The sequence below is a fragment of the Candidatus Nitrosacidococcus tergens genome, from assembly GCF_902810445.1.
Classification (GTDB): Bacteria; Pseudomonadota; Gammaproteobacteria; order Nitrosococcales; family Nitrosococcaceae; genus Nitrosacidococcus; species Nitrosacidococcus tergens.
On sequence record NZ_LR778175.1, the window covers coordinates 1,407,250 to 1,427,561 of the forward strand.

At 38.3% G+C, this 20,312-nt stretch carries 18 protein-coding genes; 6 read left to right on the forward strand and 12 right to left on the reverse strand.

Annotation, left to right across the window (positions count from 1 at the left end; all coding sequences use genetic code 11):
* Positions 1 to 33 precede the first annotated feature (33 nt).
* Positions 34 to 819, reverse strand: a complete 786-nt coding sequence (locus NSCAC_RS06745; RefSeq protein ID WP_197744060.1) for a fatty acid desaturase — start codon at positions 817 to 819, stop codon at positions 34 to 36.
* A 155-nt stretch (positions 820 to 974) separates the two neighbouring features.
* Between NSCAC_RS06745 and NSCAC_RS06750 the strand changes: the two genes are divergently transcribed.
* Positions 975 to 1,901, forward strand: coding sequence for a glycosyltransferase family 9 protein (locus NSCAC_RS06750; protein ID WP_197744061.1), 927 nt, complete (start codon positions 975 to 977; stop codon positions 1,899 to 1,901).
* Positions 1,898 to 2,932 (forward strand): glycosyltransferase family 4 protein, encoded by a 1,035-nt coding sequence (locus NSCAC_RS06755; RefSeq protein WP_197744062.1) that lies wholly within the window; start codon positions 1,898 to 1,900, stop codon positions 2,930 to 2,932. Before NSCAC_RS06750 ends, NSCAC_RS06755 begins: the two co-directional genes overlap by 4 nt.
* Before the next feature lie 4 nt (positions 2,933 to 2,936).
* Here NSCAC_RS06755 and NSCAC_RS06760 read toward each other — a convergent pair whose 3' ends face one another.
* The 5 genes from NSCAC_RS06760 to NSCAC_RS06780 form a co-directional block, all read right to left on the reverse strand.
* Positions 2,937 to 3,932 carry a glycosyltransferase family 9 protein gene (locus tag NSCAC_RS06760; RefSeq protein WP_197744063.1) on the reverse strand — a complete coding sequence of 332 codons (996 nt, stop codon included), beginning with the start codon at positions 3,930 to 3,932 and terminating at the stop codon, positions 2,937 to 2,939.
* A gap of 21 nt (positions 3,933 to 3,953) precedes the next feature.
* Positions 3,954 to 5,861 (reverse strand): hypothetical protein, encoded by a 1,908-nt coding sequence (locus tag NSCAC_RS06765; protein ID WP_197744064.1) that lies wholly within the window; start codon positions 5,859 to 5,861, stop codon positions 3,954 to 3,956.
* 10 nt (positions 5,862 to 5,871) lie between these two features.
* Positions 5,872 to 6,339 carry a tetratricopeptide repeat protein gene (locus tag NSCAC_RS08900; RefSeq protein ID WP_197744065.1) on the reverse strand — a complete coding sequence of 156 codons (468 nt, stop codon included), beginning with the start codon at positions 6,337 to 6,339 and terminating at the stop codon, positions 5,872 to 5,874.
* 124 nt (positions 6,340 to 6,463) lie between these two features.
* A complete protein-coding gene (locus NSCAC_RS06775) occupies positions 6,464 to 7,333 on the reverse strand; it encodes a tetratricopeptide repeat protein (RefSeq protein ID WP_197744066.1) in 870 nt (289 codons plus the stop codon).
* A gap of 162 nt (positions 7,334 to 7,495) precedes the next feature.
* Positions 7,496 to 8,281, reverse strand: a complete 786-nt coding sequence (locus tag NSCAC_RS06780) for a tetratricopeptide repeat protein (RefSeq protein WP_197744067.1) — start codon at positions 8,279 to 8,281, stop codon at positions 7,496 to 7,498.
* A 253-nt stretch (positions 8,282 to 8,534) separates the two neighbouring features.
* Here NSCAC_RS06780 and NSCAC_RS06785 point away from each other — a divergent pair, with 253 nt between their 5' ends.
* Positions 8,535 to 9,173: a PEP-CTERM sorting domain-containing protein gene (locus NSCAC_RS06785; protein ID WP_197744068.1), complete on the forward strand. Its 639-nt coding sequence runs from the start codon at positions 8,535 to 8,537 to the stop codon at positions 9,171 to 9,173.
* 57 nt (positions 9,174 to 9,230) lie between these two features.
* On the opposite strand, the gene NSCAC_RS06790 is transcribed toward NSCAC_RS06785, so the two are convergent.
* The 4 genes from NSCAC_RS06790 to speE are packed head-to-tail and all read right to left on the reverse strand — an operon-like array spanning position 9,231 to position 13,519.
* The gene (locus NSCAC_RS06790) at positions 9,231 to 10,535 is read right to left on the reverse strand and encodes an O-antigen ligase family protein (RefSeq protein ID WP_197744069.1); all 1,305 of its coding nucleotides are present in this window, start codon (positions 10,533 to 10,535) and stop codon (positions 9,231 to 9,233) included.
* A complete protein-coding gene (locus NSCAC_RS06795) occupies positions 10,532 to 11,527 on the reverse strand; it encodes a glycosyltransferase family 9 protein (protein WP_197744070.1) in 996 nt (331 codons plus the stop codon). The genes NSCAC_RS06790 and NSCAC_RS06795 overlap by 4 nt, the downstream gene beginning before the upstream one ends.
* A 9-nt stretch (positions 11,528 to 11,536) precedes the next feature.
* Positions 11,537 to 12,664 carry a glycosyltransferase family 4 protein gene (locus NSCAC_RS06800; protein WP_197744071.1) on the reverse strand — a complete coding sequence of 376 codons (1,128 nt, stop codon included), beginning with the start codon at positions 12,662 to 12,664 and terminating at the stop codon, positions 11,537 to 11,539.
* 3 nt (positions 12,665 to 12,667) lie between these two features.
* Positions 12,668 to 13,519: a polyamine aminopropyltransferase gene (gene speE / locus NSCAC_RS06805; protein WP_197744072.1), complete on the reverse strand. Its 852-nt coding sequence runs from the start codon at positions 13,517 to 13,519 to the stop codon at positions 12,668 to 12,670.
* 76 nt (positions 13,520 to 13,595) lie between these two features.
* Between speE and speA the strand changes: the two genes are divergently transcribed.
* Positions 13,596 to 15,476 carry a biosynthetic arginine decarboxylase gene (gene speA / locus NSCAC_RS06810; RefSeq protein WP_197744073.1) on the forward strand — a complete coding sequence of 627 codons (1,881 nt, stop codon included), beginning with the start codon at positions 13,596 to 13,598 and terminating at the stop codon, positions 15,474 to 15,476.
* A 3-nt stretch (positions 15,477 to 15,479) separates the two neighbouring features.
* On the opposite strand, the gene NSCAC_RS06815 is transcribed toward speA, so the two are convergent.
* Entirely contained in the window at positions 15,480 to 15,851 is a 372-nt protein-coding gene (locus tag NSCAC_RS06815) for a DUF2782 domain-containing protein (protein WP_232085910.1), read from the reverse strand.
* 150 nt (positions 15,852 to 16,001) lie between these two features.
* Between NSCAC_RS06815 and polA the strand changes: the two genes are divergently transcribed.
* Positions 16,002 to 18,704, forward strand: coding sequence for a DNA polymerase I (polA, locus tag NSCAC_RS06820; RefSeq protein WP_197744075.1), 2,703 nt, complete (start codon positions 16,002 to 16,004; stop codon positions 18,702 to 18,704).
* 213 nt (positions 18,705 to 18,917) lie between these two features.
* Here polA and yihA read toward each other — a convergent pair whose 3' ends face one another.
* Positions 18,918 to 19,520 carry a ribosome biogenesis GTP-binding protein YihA/YsxC gene (gene yihA, locus NSCAC_RS06825; protein WP_197744076.1) on the reverse strand — a complete coding sequence of 201 codons (603 nt, stop codon included), beginning with the start codon at positions 19,518 to 19,520 and terminating at the stop codon, positions 18,918 to 18,920.
* A 158-nt stretch (positions 19,521 to 19,678) separates the two neighbouring features.
* On the opposite strand from yihA, the gene NSCAC_RS06830 reads away from it, so the two are divergent.
* A complete protein-coding gene (locus tag NSCAC_RS06830; RefSeq protein ID WP_197744077.1) occupies positions 19,679 to 20,299 on the forward strand; it encodes a c-type cytochrome in 621 nt (206 codons plus the stop codon).
* The last annotated feature ends 13 nt before the right edge of the window (positions 20,300 to 20,312 follow it).

The window sequence follows — 20,312 nt, forward strand, 5'->3', positions numbered from 1 at the left end:
ATTATAAATATAGGAATAAATACCCTAGCTTTGCTAAACGTGCATTGTATTAATTAAGTCAAAATCATATGTGCGTAATTGAGGTTCAAGTAATTTCCAAATTTTCTCATTGTTAAAGAATGGTGCAGATGGATATAAATGATGAATTAAATGATAATGCCGCCATTGCAAAAATAAAGCCATCAATTTTTTATAAGCACTAGATGTTGCTACTTTTGTAAAATATTCTGTTTGGGGTACATGCGGTATCCAGAAGAAAGTAAAACTAAGGATAATAAGAATAATACGTGATGGAATAAACCATAGCATTAAAATCTCTAGACCATAACCCATCATAATAAGTATGCTGATTACTATGATGCTTCCTGCTATCCAAGGTATAGACGTGCGTAAATATTTTGATCCAGTATTATTTCTATGCTTTAAAGCATAGATGAGATATGCAATATCGAGAAACGCCCACCGAATCGGCAATAACCAAGCATATGGAGCATAATCAGGATCATCTTTAGCATGATTGATGAAACGATGATGTTGTAAATGACCCCATCGAAATAGTGATAAACTTACGTACGGTGCAACTAAGAGAGTCGTACTCTGTGTAATCCAATTGTTAATATGTTTATTACAACAAATAGCAAAATGGATACCATCATGTATAACACCAAATGCATAATAGACAGCAATACTATTAATAAACATTCCGATCCATAATGGAATGACTTCTAGTACTGCTAATGTGCTTGCTGCAATGTAGGTGCCAAGCATACTAACCCATAGTAAGATCACTGACCATGATACATTTGGAGGGGATATCAATTGTTGAAGCTCTTCGAGTTGTTTTGGTGTCATACTGGAAAGATCAATATTAGGACAATTCATAGTTTGATTCTCTTGCAGGCTAAAGTCTAAGTCCGGTAAAGATTTTTATGATTAATACAGACCATATCAATATCTAATTGAGATTTGGCTAAATGCACCAAATATTACTCATCACCTTAAGCAATATTGGGGATGCCATTATGACTACCCCAGTTTTGGAAACCCTACATTATCGGTTTCCAGCGGCTAAAATAAATATAGTATCCGATCATCGATCCAGCGAGATTTTTCAACACTGCCCCTATATTGATCATATTTTCCATAAAAACAAAAAGGAAGGCTGGCAAGGGATAATCCGTCTAGTACGCCTGTTAAGAGCAGTACGCTATGACTTGGTTGTAGATTTACGAACCGATGGACTCTCCTATTTATTAAGAGCAAAAAAACGCTTGACTAAGCAAAAAACTAAAGTAGATACTACCCATGCTGTAATTCGCCATCGAGCAGCCCTTACCCCTATTTTAACTCCAGAATTTCCAATTCCTCCTTGTACTGTTTGGATTCAAGAAAACTATCTTGAAGAGGCAACACAAAAACTAGCCGTAATGCCCCATGAAAGAATTCTTGCTATTGGCTTAGGGGCAAATTGGCCACCTAAAATATGGCCTACTTCTGAATTTTCAGATCTGATTTCTTTAATCAAAGATAATTTTGATAGCGTTATTTTAGTCGGAAATCAAAACGATCGAGTATATAGTCAGCAAATTATTTCTACCCTACCTCTACCCTATCTTGATTTATGTGGACAAACCAATTTATTGCAAGTAGCAGCCATTTTGAAACAAGCTCAGATTTTTATTGGCAATGATTCTGGATTAGGTCATTTAGCAGCGGCAGTAGGTACAACCACCTTTACTGTATTTGGTCCTGGAAATCCGGATCGATACCATCCTTGGGGGTCATATAGTCGTTGGCAAGTCGCTCCCGATCAAAATCTCCAGAATTTAAAAGCAGCAGATGTTAAAGAGCAAGTACTTAATCTGATTCAGCTTACTTTCCAGCGAAAACAATTTCCATGAAAATTACCCAAATTATGCTTACCCAAGGATTTGGCGGAGCAGAGCGTTATTTTTTAGATTTATCCTTAGCTTTGGCAGATTTAGATTATAAAATCCAAGCTATTTACCACCCTCAATTCCAATATAGAGATAAGCTAGAAAATTATCCTAACATTACCCTTAGCCCTGTTCAGGCTTATGGTACTTGGGATCTATGGGCAGGCTATCATATAAAAAAACAGCTTCAAGCCTTTCAGCCGCACGTGGTACATACTCATCTAGCTCGAGGGGCTTGGTTAGGAGGGAAGGCAGCAGCAAAATTAAATATCCCCACCCTTGCTAGCATCCATAACTACATAAAACTCAAACGGTATCAATATATTGATATTTTTATTCCCTCTACTTTGGATGAAAAAACATTTCTAATAAATCAAGGAATCTCAAACAGCAGAATTAAACATATCCCTCACTTCTCCCGATTATCTCCAGTAGCTAACCCTCCCATACTAAATCACCCACCTGTATTTATTGCCTTGGGGCGATTAGTCAAGAAAAAAGGAATGGATGTATTGCTCCAAGCCTTTGCTTATTATCTGCAACAAGGAGGAAAAGGAACGCTTAAAATTGGAGGAGACGGGGAGGAATATAAAACATTATTAGATCTATGCCAGCAACTAAATATCACAGACAAGGTAACATTTTGCGGTTGGGTGGATAATGTTGATGGGTTTTTAAAGCAAGGAGATATATTTATCTTACCTTCCCTTCATGAACCTTTTGGAATTGTAGTCTTAGAAGCCATGGCACTGGGGCTACCCATTATTACTACTCAGACCCAAGGCCCTTTAGCAATTCTTAGCTCAGAATCTGCCCATTTTGTCCCGCCTAAGGATGCTATAGCATTGGCAAAAGCCATGAGAGAGACAACCTTGAATCCTGAGCTCACCTATCAAAAAGCAGTAACTAGCTTAAATTTATATAAGACAGAATATACAGTAGAAGCCCTTATCCCTAAAATATTGCAGATTTATCAGGATACTAACAAATATTAATTACCTAGGTTAAAAACCCGTCTTGTTTTAAGCGATTTAGTACCATTTCCGGTTTTAGATCAACTAAACATTTATGCCCCTGTTCCGGCGGACATTGAGGGATAAAACAAGGACTGCATTCTACAGAATGAGTCAGGACTCGCTCTTTTTGTCCCACCGCATGACTTCGCTGCCAATCTGTCGGGCCAAATAAAGCATAAACTGGGGCTCCCGTTGCTGCAATAATATGCATAGGGGCTGAATCTGTGGTAATAGCAAAATAGGTATAGCGAGCAAGTTCTGCTAGCTCTAGCAAAGAAAACAATCCAGTGGCATCAATTCCGGCAAATTGCACCAGCTTTTGATTAATTTCAATATCTTCCTTACCTCCTAACCAAATGACCGCTAATCCATATTGCTCCGTTAAAATGGTAGCTAAGGTAATAAAGTGATTTGTAGTCCATCGTTTGCTTTCCCAACGAGCACTAGATCCGGCATGAATCAGCACTATTTTTTGCTCAGATATTCCTTGCTGTTTTAGCCAATCTGCTACTTTTTGCTTGTCTGTACTGCTGCCTTGAAGATGGGGATCATCTAAAGCAATGGGAATATGAGCTGCTTCTAACAATCGGTTTAATCGGTGAAAGCTATGAACTTCTCCATCAATTATTCCCTTATTTTCAGGAAAATGGGTATAAGGAAATCCCGGACCTAATCCTGCCTTTTTTTTTGCACCGGAAAGAGAAACCATCATTTTGCTTCGATCGCTACCTTGTAAATCCATCACCACATCAAAGGATTTACTCCGTACCCAGCGAATAGGATCGGCTACCGATCGTAACCCTTTGCGAGGAAAAGTCTGCATTCTGAGATGATTAAATTCTGAAAATAAAGATCCATATTCAGGGGCAGTAAGAAGCCAAACTTCATGCGCTTGATAATGGTGAATAATTTGCTGAATATGGGGCATGGCAATAATCACATCCCCCAAAGCCCCCAATTTAATAATCAATATCCGCATCGCTGTAATCTGTGATAATGATTAAAATCCAAACATATGATCTAAGCTAAACTGGGTACCTTGTGCATTGATTAACCCATGATAGCCAAACAAACGGCACGTGGCATCTCGCACAATAATATAAGCTTTTGCACCTGCTGCTGCCCTCTCCTGTGCATCAAATACATCATCATAGTACCAAAGCAAAGAACCACTACAAGGGATCGTGAGTTGCTTTCTAGCCACTTCCATTCCTTTTTGATTATGGAGAACAACTTGAGTATGAGAGTAAGGATGCCAAGGGGTGGAGGCTGGATAAATCAAATGGCAAAAAGTTCGGGTGGAATCCCTACCCAATCGCAAAAATAAACGAGTAGTCAACCCCGGCGGCGATCCAGTATAAGACTGAGGTTCATTTTTATAGGTCAACACAGTATTAAAAATATGGCTACCAAAGCTGGTATCAGCACCCCATAAATGTTCCCGATCTTCATAGCGAAATAGCCCATGAAGCCAGCCATCGGCTTCCATGCCTGCCTCAAAATCATAGACTAATTCTAAATGCCCGTAGTCATGGGGGAGTTGAGTTTCTGTCAATAAGGTATCTAAATCAAAGGCAACACTTTGGCTGCGGGGGATATTGCCAAAATAATGACTAGCCATCACTTGCCCCAAACCATCATAGGCAATGAGTTTAATAGGAAGTGATTGCTGTCCGGTTGCCATAGGAGTGGGCATTACTAGAGTTTTCCAGCGACTTATTGGCAAAATAGGTGCAGGTAAAATATAGCCTTTACCAAGCCAAGGCATGCTGCGGGAAATTTGCTGATCAGCAACCAAATCCACCCGCTCCACATTCACGTGGGCAATTCGCCTGCTGTGGTCAGTGATGATTTCATAGCGAGGGCGAACAAAATATTTCCCTGCCTGAATTTCCAACTGCTGGGGCCAAGTGGCATGGGGCAATAAATCTGCTACTTTTAAAGGATAAGTGGCAAAAGGGGCGATGGGCTGTTCTAACCATGCAATCTCTTCAGTGCCCATCAAGTTTAGCCCGATTTCTCCCGCAGGGATAGGACACGGCTGACTATTTTGAATCCATAAAATCACAGACTCCCCTGCTTTAGGGGCAGGCAATCCAGCATACCGATCCGCCGGCCAAGCATTGGCATCATGAGTAGAGGAGATAATATTAGCGTGATCGTCATAAATATCTAAGGCATATTTCACCACATCATGGCCAGCCACATTTATAACATGAATAAAAAGACTGCCAGTGAAATCCGGAAGTTTAAACCGCCGTTTCACCTCTTGGCTATCAATGGTAATGGTATGCACTGAATCGGAAAGCAAGGTTTGCCATTGGGCAAGAGATTTGCCAGATTCATCAAATAAGATACACCAAAGACTCGCTTTTTTGGCGCCATAGCCTGCCCAATAATTAGCAGTAGTCAAACGAGTGTGAAGATTTTGGCTTTCTCGAAATAATACAAAGTTAGTGGCAAAATTAAGGGGATCCAGATACTGCTGAGAATTGGCAATCATCTGATCAGCAAGGCGTAAAATATCCAAGGTAAACAAAGGCATTTTAGGAGGAAGCAAAGACTGGATTTGCCATTGAAACACCCCAGAATCAAACACGGCTAAAAATAAAGCGGCACGGGGATAATGGGGCAACGCCGTAATAGGTTCCGTAACATAACCGAGCACCGTTTGCCCAATTGCTTCGGTTTTTTGTACCAAGATGGCAGCAATGTTGAGCTGGGCTACCTTATACAAAGCGACAAAACTTTGGAATTGATTCAAAGGATCATAAACCACTATGGATTTTTCTTGCGCAAGTAATTCAAGCAACCGATGGGCTTTTTGAGCAGCCAAAGGATGGCCGAGGGCTTTAACTAAACTTTGCCCTCCTTGGATTTGATGAAATGTATCAATAGCTAATGGCACAGAAAAAAAGCTAACGGCCTTGTAAGTAACTATGTAGTGCCTTGAGTAAATTCTCAGGCTGACTCATACGAGAATTATACTGAGCCTCTGCAAATCCTTGATCGGCCGCTTTTTGATACCAATACATAGCTTGTTTATCATTTTGAGCCACACCTTGGCCATTGTCATACATATTTCCTAAATTATATTGAGCCTCTGCTAATCCTTGCTCTGCTGCCTTTTGATACCAATACACCGCTTGTTGATAATCTTGAGCTACGCTTTGACCTAATCTATACATATTTCCTAGATTAAATTGGGCTGAAGCATCGCCTTGCTCAGCTAAATATTTAAATAACTTAAAAGCAGCCTTATAATCTTTACTATTATAGGCTTTTCGTGCAGCATCAAAATCTGTTTGTGCATCTGCCCAACTGAGTTGGCAAAAGAGAGATAATCCACTAAGTAAAAAGAGGGTAATAATTAATTTTTTTATCATAGTAAGTATGGTTTTTTATAGTTAATCTTAAGGTAAGAATATAAATTTTAAAAAAAAAATTAAAGTCTAAATCCTTTTTATTTCAAAGAGGTTTTGAATTGGGGTAGTTTATAAAATTATTGATCTATTTTAAATAAATGAGCGGATGGGAATGTTCTTGTAAATACTCATTTAAGGCAAATAATAAGTGTCCGGGCTGACTCATTTGCTTACTTAGACTTTGTCCTGCGGTACGTTCTTCTTGTGTCATTTGCTGGCTTAGAATGTCTCGCGCCTCTTTTGCGTTGTTATCCTTGGTGGCAGCTATATTGCTTAACGCATAAGCCACTACATTATTTTTCACCACCCCTTGCCCTAGGGCATATCGCAACCCTAAATTATATTGCGCTAAGGTATTGCCTTGTTCAGCAGCTTTTTGGTACCAGTACACCGCTTGCTTATAGTTTTGAGCAACCCCTTGCCCATCGTTGTACATATTTCCTAAATTATTTTGCGCTAAAGCATTACCTTGCTTGGCAGCTTCTTGATACCAATGAGCCGCTTGTTCATAGTTCTGAATCACGCCTTGACCGTTGCTATATCTTGCTCCCAAATTATATTGCGCTAAAGTATTGCCTTGATCAGCAGCTTTTTGATACCAGTACACCGCTTGTTCGTAATCCTGAATTACCCCTTGGCCATTGTCATACATATTCCCCAGATTAAATTGCGCTAAAGTATTGCCTTGCTCGGCAGCCTTTTGATACCAATAGGCTGCTTGTTCATCATCTTGCGTTACCCCTTGACCATTGGTATACATGACTCCTAAATTATATTGAGCAATAGCATGACCTTGATTTGCTAATTCTTTAAGTAAACTAAAGGCAATTCTGTAATCTTTGCGATTATAGGCAGCGTTTGCTGCTCTAAAATTTGTATTGGTATCTGCCCAATCTATTGGACTAAAAAACAGGGATCCACTCAGAAAAAAAGAAATAAAAATGAATCTTTTCATGGTATTTCAAATAATTTTTTAGTAATAGATTTGGGTGTAAAGAGACAAACTTTAGAGGAAAATCCATAGAGCAGCCTCTCTTTATTTCAAAGAAATTATAAAATAGAGGGGCTATAAAATAACTGATTAATTTTAAATCAATGAGAGAACAAAAAAGCAACGCTAGGAATGTTTTTTTAAATATTCATGTAGGGCAGATAATAAATTTCCGGGCTGACTCATCTGATCGCTAAGTTTTCGCCCAGCCGTGAGTTCATCCCAGCTTAATCGCTTGCTAATTGCTTTTTGGGCCTTCCTTGCTTTGCTATTACTAATTGCAGCGACACGAACTAAAGCATAAGCGACTACCCTATTTTTGGGTGTACCATAACCTCGGTAATACATCACGCCCAAATTATACTGGGCATCAGTTAGACCTTGCTCAGCGGCCTTTTGATACCAGTAGACTGCTTGTTTATCATCTTGGGTAGTGCTGATACCATTGGCATACAATACGCCTAAGTTAAATTGAGCATCTGCTAATCCCTGTTTAGCCGCTTTTTGATACCAGTAGGCAGCTTGCATGTCATCTTGAAGAATACCAATGCCATTGAGATACATTACCCCTAAATTATTTTGAGCAGAGGCATGTCCTTGCTCGGCAGCCTTTTGGTACCAATACACGGCTTTTTTATCATCTTGGGCAGCACCAATACCGTTGTGATACATCACCCCTAAATTATTCTGTGCTCCCGGATCCCCTTGGTTTGCTAATTTTGTAAGTAAATTAAACGCTGTTTCATAATCTTTATGATCATAGGCGGCGACTGCTGCATCAAATTCTGCACTGGTATCTGCCCAGTTAAGTTGAGGGAGAAGAAATAATCCAATAAATAGCAAAGGGAGGAGTGGGAGTTTTTTCATGAGAATAAATAAAACAGTTTCTCTTAAGATAATCAACATCGCCATTGAATTTTAATAATGATTTAGAATTCAAACGTGAAAATATATTTTGTAATATATCTATTGTTTTAAATATAAATTAATATGATCAATTATCATATTAATTATATATAAAAAATTACTTTATCTTTTTTAGAAATTTCCTATAATAGATTTTTATAAAAATAATTTTTTTCACATAATTTAAAAAAACCATCATATATAACACTATTCAAAAAACTAATTTTTATTTCCATCTTAGTTTAAAGGCTAATAATATATGATTAAATTCTTATTAAGGTTGATTGTAGGTGGATTGGCGACGATCAACATAGCTCAAGCCGATATCATTTATCATTGGGTACCTAGTGCACCACTCACCACTAAAGGAGATGTATGGATTACTGGTGGGGAAATTACTATCTCTGATGATATATTTGGAACAACTCTTGATGATGGCTATCTTATCGGATCTTCTACTCCACCAATATCTTTTTCAATTGATTTATCTAGTACTAATATGGGCGACAGTATTGTCAGTGGAGATGCTAGTAGCTTAGTTTTTCCTTACACTACAGACGTACCCCTTCAAGATGCTGCTCTTGTAGTAAGTAATCTTAATTTTGGTGCAGAGATCATACCTGTTATCCCTCCTAGTACGTCTTCTGCCACTCCTCCTCTCATTGGAATATCAATGATCAATAATGTTGATGATCCAGAGTATTCTTTTTTAATTAGTCCAATTTTAACAACTGAGGGTAGTATGGAGGGCATGGCTGTTGTAATTGAATACCCTGATGGATCATCATTTAGCGGTGGATCCTTTGGTTATTTTGCTGTGCCTGAACCCAGTACTTTACTGTTATTTAGTTTAGGTTTTTTTGGGTTTATTACCTTATTAAAGCAAAAATCTATTTAGGTTATTATTCTAAATTCTCTAGGTATTGTATTTTAACCCTAGGAAATACCTAGAGAGTTAGTCTAGATTACTTGCTGCTTTTGAGGCCTTAGGTGCAATTTTTGCTAAGGTTAAGGCAATAAGCCACCAAGTGGTAGAAGACCAATAGCTACCATAGAAAGCCATATGCGCATCTAGCGGAAACACAGCAACTAATACTGTAATTGCCCAAGGAATTACATTAGGATATTGGTCAGGCGGTACTTTTTTCATATAACGCCAAAACAGCCAGCCAAATAAGAAATAACCCATTATCCCAATCAGACCTACTTCTGTACTTATTTCAAGCAAGATGGAGTGAGGATGGGTGGAGCAGCCATAAATGGGCTGAGAGGCTTCGTAAATATTAATATTTTTAGGATTTTTGTCAGCATATTTCTTGCATGCTTCACGAAATCCTCTTACCCCAGTGCCATTTAGCCAGTGATCTTTGCTGATTGCATAGGCAGTATTCCATAAAGGGAGGCGGTAAGAAGTGGCTAGATTAATTGCTTGATAGTCTCTAGTAAAAAGACCTAATGTCTGAGCTATTCTTTGGGAAAAAGGACTATAGAGTAAAATAATAGGAATAAGTAATATAATTCCTATCCCAATAACTGATAAATGCTTCTTCCAATTCTGCCAAAACCCCATTTTAAAGCAATATACTCCATAAAAAATACTCGCTATACTAAGCATAATCCATGCTACCCGTCGACCAGTGAATAGAATGACTAATACAAGTAATAATGCAAGAATCCAAATTAGCCACTGATAAGGTATATAGCGACGTAGTCCCTCAAAATATAGGGGAGAAAATACTGCCAATATGTGTCCAAGGCGAAGTTTAGGATAAAATACTCCACTAATATTGCCCTCATCTAAAGGATAACCAAATAGATTTCTTCCTAAGACAAGCTGAACTATCCCATCTATAGCACAAAATCCAGCTACAAGAGTAATAGCGATCAGCAGTTTATTTTGCATATCTGTTTCTCTCCCCACTTGAAAAATCACAATTCCAGATAAAAAATAGAGCAGGAAAGTAAATCCTGCATGCAGGGTAGGGACTGGGGTTATTGAATCAGGAAGAGAAAATAGAATAGGCAGCCAGATACAAAGGAAAAGGAAAATCAAGGGGTGATAAGCAGAATCAGCTAAAATCCTGCTAGGCTGTCGTATAAGCTGATATAGTCCTAAAATAGCCATAACGACAATGGGTTGCATGGCAGCTGCATTAGTAGTCAGTAAGGGAGGAAAGATAAAAACAAAAAACCAACTATAGTGATTTAACCATTGAAGAAAGATACAAAAATACTCTGCTCCCTTCAATACTATATTCACGCCCACTTCCCTTTATTGTTTTTTAATTGAATAGCTACTTCCTCAGGGAAAATAGCACTCATTCCTCCTTGAGCGTCATTTGGAATAATACAGTGGATATATTGAGTGTGGTGCAAAGGAGGAGATGCACCGAATAATCCCCAGGCATGGGTATTTACCGCAGCGGCAATATTTAACATGCCCGTATCATTACCAATATAAGCATTACAAGCGGCAAGTAGTGCTGTTACCTGATCTAAGGGAAATCCAAGAATTTTTTTTTGATGGATATCCTGCTGTTGTAAATTTTTATAAATAGCTTCCCCCATAGATTTTTCTGATGTACCGCCAATAATAAATACGGTACCTATGTCTTTTTTTAAAAATCGAATCAATTGAATAAAATTTAGCTCTCCCCATTGCTTGTAAGGCTCGCTACTTCCAATTCCAAGAGCAATCCATGGCCTAGGTAGATTTTGAAAAGATTGAGCAATTAATTGTTGAGCACTAGGGTTAATAGCTAGTTGTGGTTCGTGTTCCACTAAAGGGATATGATTGATGGTTAGAAACTTAGTAGCAAGTTTAAGAGGGTGATCTCGGGTTTCTTTTTGAGGTAAGGGATGTAAATAGTTCAAAAAATATTTTTGTAATCCTCTTCCATAACCTGCCCGTTCGGGAATACCAGAAAGCCAACAGATAAAAGCATAGCGTAAACTGCCGTGTAATATATATACTTTCTGGAACTGATGTTGCCATAGCAATTTTGTTAGTCGAAATGTTCCTATAAGCCCATCATGTATTCCAGGGTTACGATAAAGCCAAATCACCTGATCGATAGTATCATCTGCTTTTAATAGTTGATAAGCTTGACTTCGAGGCTTGGTAAGTAAAGTGATTTTCTTATCTGGCGTTGTAGCTGCAATGGCATGGATAATAGGTAAATGCCAAATCATATCTCCAATCCCCGGCAAGGGCTGGATAATTAAAACAGAACAAGAGTTTATATTTAACATATCATAATGCTAAAAAGAAGAGGGATAAAACCCCATATAACATGCTAAGGTTTTATTTATCATAGCTTCAAGACTATACGCTTGGTTTAGCGGAGGCACTCTAGGCGAATTTTTTATAGATGCTACAATGCAATCATATAATTTATCTATTTCTCCTAAGGGTATCCGCCCTTGGGGAAAAAGATTTTTTAATATTTCCCCTACACCACCGTGGTCATACCCTACTGTAGGAATTCCTAAACTTAGCGCCTCTAAAACAGTGCGCCCAAAAGACTCTGGTTTTTTAGAAAGCGAGAGTACCAAATGAGAATTAGCATATATTTCTCGCATATCTTTACGGTGCCCGGTAAAGGTTACGCTACTTTCTAGATTTCTCGTTAAGATTTGCTGCTTAATTCTGTGAAAGTATTGTTGGCGATTGGGGTGAGTATCTCCTACTATCAACCCATGGACTGGATATTGATCTTGAATTAATTTTTCTATCAGTACAATAAAATCTTCATGACCCTTAAGGGGCGTCAATCGTCCAGGTAAGGTTAAAACTACCTTATCTTGCAGTTGTGGGTATGTATGATACCAATTTTCTAGCCACTGCTGATTGGGTTGATATCCATAGGGGTAATCTTCTGGATGAATGCCCCGAGGAATAAGCTCAATATTTTCAATTGATACTTTAGGATAATTGGTTCTAATATACTGATAAGCAGTTTCAGATACTGCAATAATCTTTTCCCCTTTTACCATAATCGTGCTATAGAGGTTAACTGAATAAAGCCCATGGACGGTAGTGATAAAGTGAGGCTTGAGCGGTTTTTTTATACTTTTCCAAGCAAACCAAGCAATCCATGCAGGCACTCTAGATCGTGCATGAAGGATGTCTATTTTTTGAGTGCGTAGAAAATTTCGTAGCTTGGGTATGAGGAATAAAGCTCGAGGAGACTTGATACCAATAGGCCACGTATAGTGTTCACTACCTTCTGTAGTAAGCTGATCTACTAAACGCCCCCCCCCAGAGATGACCAGAGAACGATGGCCCTTTTTAACAAGTCCATTAGCAATTTCTAGGGTACCTCTTTCAACACCTCCTGATTCTAAAGCAGGGAGTAACTGAAGTACAGTAAGTCGCTGAGGTAGCATCTATTATTCTGGGTGAAGGCAGCGTAAAAATTCAGGAAGTGCTAAGGCTGCTTGATGAATATCTGCGTTGTAATAGTGGGTGGAAAAAGTTTTACTTTGAGCATCTACTTTTCTAAATTGGCTAAGATCTTTTCCAGCTAAAGTAAGACTCCACCACCCCGAAGGGTAAACACACTGGGGATAAGTGAGGGTTCTGGTTTCTAAAAATCCTGCTTTTTTCATCTCTTCATGGATACTCTTAATAAGAGGTTGATGAATTAAAGGAGATTCACTTTGCTGGACTAAAATTCCCTCTGTACTAAGTAAGCGGCGACAATGGGTGTAAAATGGAGCTTGAAATAATCCTTCGGCAGGACCAATGGGATCGGTGCTATCAATAATAATAATATCCATACTATTATTGGGTGCCTGAGCTACAAAACGGATTCCATCCTCAAAGTAAAAATATGCCCTTGGATCATGGTTATTGTCACATAAGCTAGGAAAGTATTCTTCAGCAAGGCGAGTCACCCGTTCATCAATTTCTACCTGTACTGCAGATTCTATCTGGGGATGTTTTAATACTTCTCGTAAGGTGCCACAATCTCCTCCACCAATAATCAGTATCCGCTTTGGATTAGGATGGGTAAATAGTGGAATATGGGACATCATTTCATGGTAAAGAAAATTATCCCGATCCGAGAGCATAATATAACCATCAATGACCATCAGCCGACCAAAGGTTTTGGTTTGGTAAATATCAATATGTTGGTAAGGAGTTGTCTCTTCATGGAGCTTCTTTTCAATAGCAAGGGAAAAAGCAATTCCTGTTTTTTCTCCAATTTCAGTAAACCATTTTGTATTATTTAATTTCATTCATACCCTCTTATTGATTAAATTTTAAAATCTAACATACTAACCCTTTATATTTTCAGTGAGAATGATAGTAGAAATGACCTGGAATATTCAAAACGCTAAAGATTTATATAATATTCCTCACTGGAGCGAGGGCTATTTTAATATTAATAAGCAGGGTCATGTCATAGCTCACCCCCATGGCATAGATAATTCTCTTGCTATTGATCTTTATCAAGTGAGCCAAGAAGCACTAAAGGCAGGGCTTTCCTTCCCTATACTTGTACGGTTTTCTGAGATATTACATCACCGAGCAAAGAGTTTATGTACTAGTTTTCATCATGCTATGGAAGCTGCCAACTATCAAGGTAATTTTACGGCGGTTTACCCTATCAAAGTAAATCAACAACGGCAAGTTATTCAAGAGATCTTAACCGCAGATCCAGATCGCATTGGATTAGAGGCTGGAAGTAAGCCGGAGTTACTTGCTGTGATGAGTTTATCTAATCCTAGTGGTCTAATTATTTGTAATGGTTATAAAGATAGGGAATATATTCGCCTTGCCCTTATCGGGAGAAAATTAGGGTTACAAATTTATTTAATTGTTGAAAAACCCTCTGAACTTGAACATATTATTAAAGAATCTCAAGATTTAAATATTACCCCTTTATTGGGGGTACGAGTGCGGCTTGCTTCCCTTGGTAAAGGAAAATGGCAAAATACAGGAGGAGAAAAGGGTAAATTTGGCCTCACCTCTTCTCAAGTACTTGCCATGATTCACCGTTTAAAACAGGTAAATCTCCTAGATTGCTTGACTTTATTACATTTTCATATGGGATCTCAGCTAGCTAATATTAGTGATATTCAACAAGGTATCCAAGAGGCAGGTCATTATTATGTATCGCTACACGCCCTAGGAGTACCTCTAGCTACCATAGATGTGGGTGGTGGATTAGGAGTAGATTATGAAGGTACCCATACTCGAAGTTTCTGCTCTATTAATTACACTATTTCTGAGTATGCTCAAAAGATTGTCCAAGGATTATGGGAAATCTGCCAAGCACATCATTTATCTCACCCTAACATTATTACTGAAGCAGGCCGTACTATGACAGCCCATCATGCAGTACTGATAAGTAATATTGTGGATGTAGAACCTGCATCTATTAAGAAAAATCTTAGTGCTCCTACTGATAAATTACCTATTATTCAAAAATTATGGAGTGATTATCAAAACCTTACCCGTCGATCAGCCATAGAAACCTACCACAATGCAAGCCAAGCAGTGGCAGATTCTCTAAAAATGTTTAACTATGGTGTTATTAATATTGAGCAGCGAGCACAGATTGAACAACTTTATTTTGTGCTATGCGATCGGATTCGCTCTTTTTTACAACCTCAGATTAAAGCCCATCGAGAAATTATTGAGGAATTAGAAGGAAAATTAATTACTAAGTATTTTTGTAACTTTTCCTTATTTCGCTCTCTTCCGGACTCTTGGGCAATTAATCAAGTTTTTCCTATTGTACCCTTACAAAGACTAACTGAAGCACCTACAGAACGCGTATGGATAGAAGATCTAACTTGTGATTCTGATGGGCGGGTAGATCTCTATGTATGTGGGGATGGATCTGAGACTAGTTTACCTCTACATTCAATAAACTCTAATGAGCCTTACTTACTTGGATTTTTCTTAATAGGTGCTTATCAAGAAATTCTTGGGGATATTCATAATCTATTTGGTACCACTGATTCGGTTCATGTAAAAAGTGATAACCAAGGAGGATTTCAATTACACTTTCCTCTAAAGGGAGATCAAATTGAGACTGTTCTAACTCAAGTACATTTTGATCCTGAAAAAATAAGAGCTAATTTATTTTCTAAACTCAAGCAATTAAACCTTAATCCCATTCAAGCCCAGCATTATTTACAAGAATTTGAAGCTGGGCTTAAAGGGTCTACTTATTTAGGAGATTAAATGTTAGAAGCGAAAAAAGACCCAACTAGGGGTTACTAAATCTGTATCTTCTAAGTTAGGACCAGTATTAAATCGCTTTTCAAAATCCCCTTTACCATTAATATCTACTAAGTAATAAGAAGGGCCGACTGCAGGTGTCACTTTAACCTTGTAAAGCTTACCATTTAGCCGGTATTCTTTGACTTGTGTGTTTCCATCCTGAATAATTTTAACTTCAGGACCTGTAGAGTCACCAGCCTGATCGGGTGCGGCAGGGGCACCTAAATCAGGTAAAGAGTTTTCTATATCATCAATATCATCAACTGCAAACCCTAGTGTAGCAAATGAAACTCCAAGAATTAAAGCGAGTATAGATAAATAATTGAGTATACGCATAACCATGTCCCCCTTAAATTTTTGTCATGGCCTTCTTCTATTTTACCAAGTAATTTCTCCTATATCTTAGAAATCATGTAAAAATTCTACAGCTTTAATTTAAACTATTTATTACAGTGCGATTTAAAATTAAATATAGTTCAATTCTTAATGAAAGCACCTACCTTAATTTTAGTTGATGGTTCTTTTTATCTATTTAGAGCCTTTCATGCTTTACCTCCACTTACCACTTCCTACGGTCAGCCTACAGGAGCTATTTATGGAGTAGCCAATATGTTACGGGGATTAATCAATGAATATCAGCCCCAATATATTGGCGTGATGTTTGATGCTAAAGGTAAAACTTTTCGTCATGATTTATACGATTCCTATAAAGCCCATCGCCCTTCTATTCCAGATGAGCTTGCTGCTCAAATCCAACTCCTTCATGAGCTAATTCACGCCCTTGGGTTTCCTCTACTATGTATTGAGGGTGTAGAAGCAGATGATGTGATAGGTACCCTTGCCAAACAAGCAAGCACTCAAGGAATGATGACTATTATTTCCAGTGGAGATAAAGATCTCGCTCAATTGGTAAACCACCAAATCACCCTTATTAACCCCATGAATCAAACCAAACTAAATCCTGAGGGAGTTAAGGAAAAGTTTGGGGTTTTTCCAGAACAGATTATTGATTATTTAATTCTGATGGGAGACTCATCGGATAATATTCCAGGAGTACCCGGAATTGGACCTAAAACTGCTGCAAAACTGCTTAATCAATATGGAACGTTAGATTCCCTGTTAGAAAATATTGAAGAAATTAAAGGTAAGCTAGGTGAAAATCTCCGCGCTCATCAAAATCAATTTCCTTTAGTAAAACAGCTTACTACCATTTGTACTGATATACCCTTAGATTTAACAGCAGCCGATTTAAAACCTAGTGAAGCCGATACTACTACCCTCCTAGAGCTCTATAAAAAATTAGAATTTAAAACATGGCTTACCCAACTTGAAGAATTTAGTAAAGAAAATAATGATCTCCTAGATCCAACCCTCACCTCTGCTCCCCGCTATGAAACTATCTTTACTTTAGAAGCATTAAGTATTTGGCTAGCAAGGCTGAAAAAAGCTAAATTATTTGCCTTTGACTTAGAGACAAATAGCTTAAATTATAAGGAAGCAGAAATTGTAGGGCTTTCTTTTGCAATCACACCCAATGAAGCGGCTTATGTTCCAGTAGGGCACTATTACCTAGCTGCACCTACTCAACTTTCTTGTGAGGAAGTGTTAAAGAAACTAAAACCTCTACTTGAGGATCTTAGTTTAGGAAAAATTGGTCAAAATCTTAAATTTGATCGTAACGTACTGGCTAATTATGAGATTAGTTTAGAGGGTATTATTCATGATTCTATGCTGGAATCTTATGTTTGGAATAGCACGGGATCTCGCCATAATTTAGATGCACTGGCTTTAAAATATCTTCAGCGAAGTACTATTACTTTTGAAGAAATTACGGGCAAGGGGAGCAAAAAACTCACCTTTGATCAGGTGGAAATAGAAAAAGCTACGATCTATGCAGCTGAAGATGCAGACATTAGCCTGCAGCTTCATCATTATTTTTGGCCAAAACTACAACAACAACCCTCTCTTTATCAACTTTATCAAACGCTAGAAATTCCTCTGATTCCTGTTCTTTCTCATATGGAATGTCATGGAGTACAAATAGATAAGGATTTGTTAAAAGCTCAAAGTGATAAGCTGACAACACAGCTTAAAGAATTAGAACAATCTGTATTTGAATTTGCAGGAGAATCTTTTAACTTAGCCTCTCCTAAGCAATTACAAACCATACTCTACGATAAGTTAAATCTTCCAGCAGTACGAAAAACGCCAACAGGTCAAGCCTCTACTTCAGAAACTGTACTGCAAGAACTTGCCCATATCCACCCTCTTCCTCGATTAATCCTTGAATATCGAACCTTACATAAATTAAAAACGACTTATACAGACCGTCTCCCTTTGCAAATTAACCCCAGTACAAGACGAATTCACACGTCTTATCATCAAGCAGCGGTCTCAACTGGACGGCTTTCTTCCTCTGATCCTAATTTGCAAAATATTCCTATTAAAACACTAGAGGGAAGACAAATTCGCCAAGCATTTATTGCTCCGTTGGGCTATTGTTTACTCGCTGCTGACTACTCCCAAATTGAATTACGGATTATGGCCCATTTGTCTAACGATGAAGGGTTACTCTCTGCGTTTAATCAAGGAGAAGATATTCATCAACGCACTGCCGCTGAGATTTTTAGTACTCCCTTAAATCAAGTCACCTTGGATCAACGACGCAGTGCTAAAGCGATTAATTTTGGACTCATTTACGGCATGTCTGCCCATGGGTTGGTAAGAGAGCTAGGAGTTAGCTATAGTGATGCTCAAAATTATATAGATCGTTACTTTCAACGTTACCCTAAAGTAAAGGAATATATGGATGAAATATGCCGAGAAGCTCGATCTCAAGGCTATGTAGAAACTTTATTTGGTCGACGGCTTTATTTACCTGAAATCCATGCAAAACAACCCCAACAACGCCGACAAGCCGAACGAGTAGCGATTAACGCTCCAATGCAAGGCAGTGCTGCCGATATTATCAAAAAAGCGATGATTAATACCTATCAATGGCTACAGAATGAAACATACGATACTCGAATGATTATGCAGGTCCATGATGAACTTGTCTTTGAAGTGCCTAAAGATAAATTAGATACGGTGATTCAAAAAGTTCAAGAAAGTATGTGTACCGCTGCCCAACTTAAAGTGCCATTGATTGTTGATATAGGCTATGGTCTTAACTGGGATACTGCTCATTGAAAAAATTTTTATGTAATTATGAACTTTTTTTCAGGTTAGCTGTCCCTAACTTCATAGGGTATAGAAAATATCTATACCACTACCCACCTCCCTCCCTAGGTGGGATAAATCTTAGTAGATCTGGATCTCCTAAACCAGATCTAAGCTACCCCGGTTCCCCCTTAACCGGGGTTTTTTTTGCTCTTTACCAGCAAAAAATTTAAGAAAACAATTTTAGCTAAACTCAAACCAGCTATTTAGGTGGCTCTGTGCTTCTTTAACCCCTACCTTAGTTTGGGCAGAAAATAACTGTAATTTGGCAGTTGGAATAATCTCTTGAGTGAGTTGAGTTGCTTTTCTAAGCGCATCTAGTCCAGGTCCTCGCTTCAATTTATCACTTTTAGTTAATAAAATATATATGGCTAAATTACAATCTCTACACCACTGAAGCATTTGATAATCAAAGGGCTGAAGTAAATGGCGAATATCCATAAGTAGCACGATACCTCGTAAGGCTTGACGCCGAGCTAAGTAGCTACTGATATTTTTTTCCCATTGATGCTTCACTTCCTGAGGTACTTTGGCATAACCATAACCAGGTAAGTCGACTAAATGACAAGATAGGTTAAGCTGAAAAAAATTAATCATCTGAGTACGCCCTGGGGTTTTACTGATTCGTGCTAACCCCTTGTTATTGGTAATAGCATTAATCGCACTAGATTTTCCTACGTTAGAACGACCTGCAAAAGCTACCTCGATTCCCTGATCTGGGGGAAGCTGGGATAAATGGTAAGCACTTCCTTGGTAAGTTGCTTGCTGATAGATAGAATGAGTCATTCTTTAATTTTTAAGAATAAAAAGGCTGAATAAAACTAGGCTAGAAAAAAATGCTTAAGCAGTGTAGCATTCATAACATAAATTTCTAATGCTAGTTAGCTAAATTAGATTCTATAATAAAGATTTATCCCTATTCCAGATACTGAGGATATTTAACAATGTTAAGATATTTTGTAGCGACCGCTGCGTTTATTTTTTTTACTGCATCATCCCATGCAGTTCTAGTCAATGGCAATGCTAAAGTAGGCAAAGATAAGTCTGTTGCTTGCCAAAGCTGCCACGGCGAAGATGGAAACAGTGAATCCCCTGAATTTCCTAATCTTGCTGGACAAAATGCCCGTTATATCCAAAAACAGCTCGAAGACTTTAAGTCTAAAGCTCGGGAAAACCCTATTATGTCTCCCATGGCAGAAGCACTTAGTGATGAAGATATCGCTGACTTAGCTGTGTATTTCTCTAGCCAGAAGCTAAAACAAGGACAAACCCCAGATAAATATCTTGATTTAGGGCAAAAGGTTTTCCGCAGAGGTATGAAAGAAGATAATGTACCTGCCTGTATGGCCTGCCATGGTGCATTTGGTGAAGGAAACCCAGCCGCTGCTTTCCCTAGAATTTCTGGACAAAATGTAGAGTACGTAAAAGCCCAACTTAAATCCTACCGCAAGCTAGAACGTTCTAACGATCCTAATCAGATGATGGAAGATGTCACCCATAAAATCACTGATGAGGAAATCGCTGCTGTAGCACATTATGTCAATGGTTTAAGTGAAGAGAGATAAAGATTATCTCTCT

Bases quoted from the DNA above. Each gene is read 5' to 3' on its own strand.
- NSCAC_RS06750 (WP_197744061.1), top strand. From the start codon at position 975: ATGCACCAAATATTACTCATCACCTTAAGCAATATTGGGGATGCCATT.
- NSCAC_RS06755 (WP_197744062.1), top strand. From the start codon at position 1,898: ATGAAAATTACCCAAATTATGCTTACCCAAGGATTTGGCGGAGCAGAG.
- NSCAC_RS06760 (WP_197744063.1), bottom strand. From the start codon at position 3,932: ATGCGGATATTGATTATTAAATTGGGGGCTTTGGGGGATGTGATTATT.
- NSCAC_RS08900 (WP_197744065.1), bottom strand. From the start codon at position 6,339: ATGATAAAAAAATTAATTATTACCCTCTTTTTACTTAGTGGATTATCT.
- NSCAC_RS06775 (WP_197744066.1), bottom strand. From the start codon at position 7,333: ATGAAAAGATTCATTTTTATTTCTTTTTTTCTGAGTGGATCCCTGTTT.
- NSCAC_RS06780 (WP_197744067.1), bottom strand. From the start codon at position 8,281: ATGGCGATGTTGATTATCTTAAGAGAAACTGTTTTATTTATTCTCATG.
- NSCAC_RS06785 (WP_197744068.1), top strand. From the start codon at position 8,535: ATGATTAAATTCTTATTAAGGTTGATTGTAGGTGGATTGGCGACGATC.
- NSCAC_RS06795 (WP_197744070.1), bottom strand. From the start codon at position 11,527: ATGTTAAATATAAACTCTTGTTCTGTTTTAATTATCCAGCCCTTGCCG.
- NSCAC_RS06800 (WP_197744071.1), bottom strand. From the start codon at position 12,664: ATGCTACCTCAGCGACTTACTGTACTTCAGTTACTCCCTGCTTTAGAA.
- speE (WP_197744072.1), bottom strand. From the start codon at position 13,519: ATGAAATTAAATAATACAAAATGGTTTACTGAAATTGGAGAAAAAACA.
- speA (WP_197744073.1), top strand. From the start codon at position 13,596: ATGACCTGGAATATTCAAAACGCTAAAGATTTATATAATATTCCTCAC.
- NSCAC_RS06815 (WP_232085910.1), bottom strand. From the start codon at position 15,851: ATGCGTATACTCAATTATTTATCTATACTCGCTTTAATTCTTGGAGTT.
- polA (WP_197744075.1), top strand. From the start codon at position 16,002: ATGAAAGCACCTACCTTAATTTTAGTTGATGGTTCTTTTTATCTATTT.
- yihA (WP_197744076.1), bottom strand. From the start codon at position 19,520: ATGACTCATTCTATCTATCAGCAAGCAACTTACCAAGGAAGTGCTTAC.
- NSCAC_RS06830 (WP_197744077.1), top strand. From the start codon at position 19,679: ATGTTAAGATATTTTGTAGCGACCGCTGCGTTTATTTTTTTTACTGCA.